This window comes from Chitinimonas violaceus (genome assembly GCF_052601015.1).
This window is the reverse complement of record NZ_JBQXDJ010000209.1, coordinates 1-670: the sequence shown is the minus strand read 5'-3', so window position 1 is coordinate 670 and position 670 is coordinate 1. Positions and strand designations below refer to the sequence as shown.

The 670-nt window shown below is 55.1% G+C and carries 1 protein-coding gene; it reads right to left on the bottom strand.

Going from position 1 to position 670, the window contains the following annotated elements; translation table 11 throughout:
* A partial coding sequence (locus ACUHMQ_RS20950; RefSeq protein ID WP_445297375.1) for an IS3 family transposase occupies positions 1-670 on the bottom strand: 670 nt, incomplete at both ends.

Genomic DNA, 670 nt, shown 5'->3' with positions numbered 1-670 from the left:
GTCGGTAATAAGCTGTCTCCGCTTCTGCTGGTGGCACGTAGCCGATTGAGCTTAGTAACCGATGGTGGTTGTACCACGCAACCCACTCCAACGTGGCCAGTTCGACCGCTTCCCGCGTTTTCCAGGACGCCCGTCGATGAATCACTTCCGCTTTGTACAGACCATTGATGGTCTCTGCCAGGGCGTTATCATAGCTATCGCCCTTGCTTCCCACCGAAGGCTCAATGCCTGCCTCTGCCAGGCGTTCGCTATAGCGGATGGAGACATACTGCGACCCGCGATCACTATGATGGATGAGCGCTTCATCTCGCTCCGGTTGTCTGGCATACAACGCCTGCTCCAAGGCATCCAGTACAAAATCGGTATGCATGGAACGACTCACTCGCCAACCCACAATACGTCGGGCAAAGGCATCGATCACAAAGGCGACATAGACGAAACCTTGCCAGGTAGACACGTAGGTGAAATCTGACAACCACAGCTGATTTGGCCGTTCAGCCTGGAACTGCCGATTTACCTTGTCTTGTGGGCAGGGAGTGGAGGCATCGGACACAGTCGTTCGTAGGACTTTCCCTCGAATGACGCCACGCAGCCCATGACGCCTCATGAGTCGTTCAACGGTACATCTGGCTACCGAAACCGCCTCACGCTGAAGTTGTTGCCAGACCTT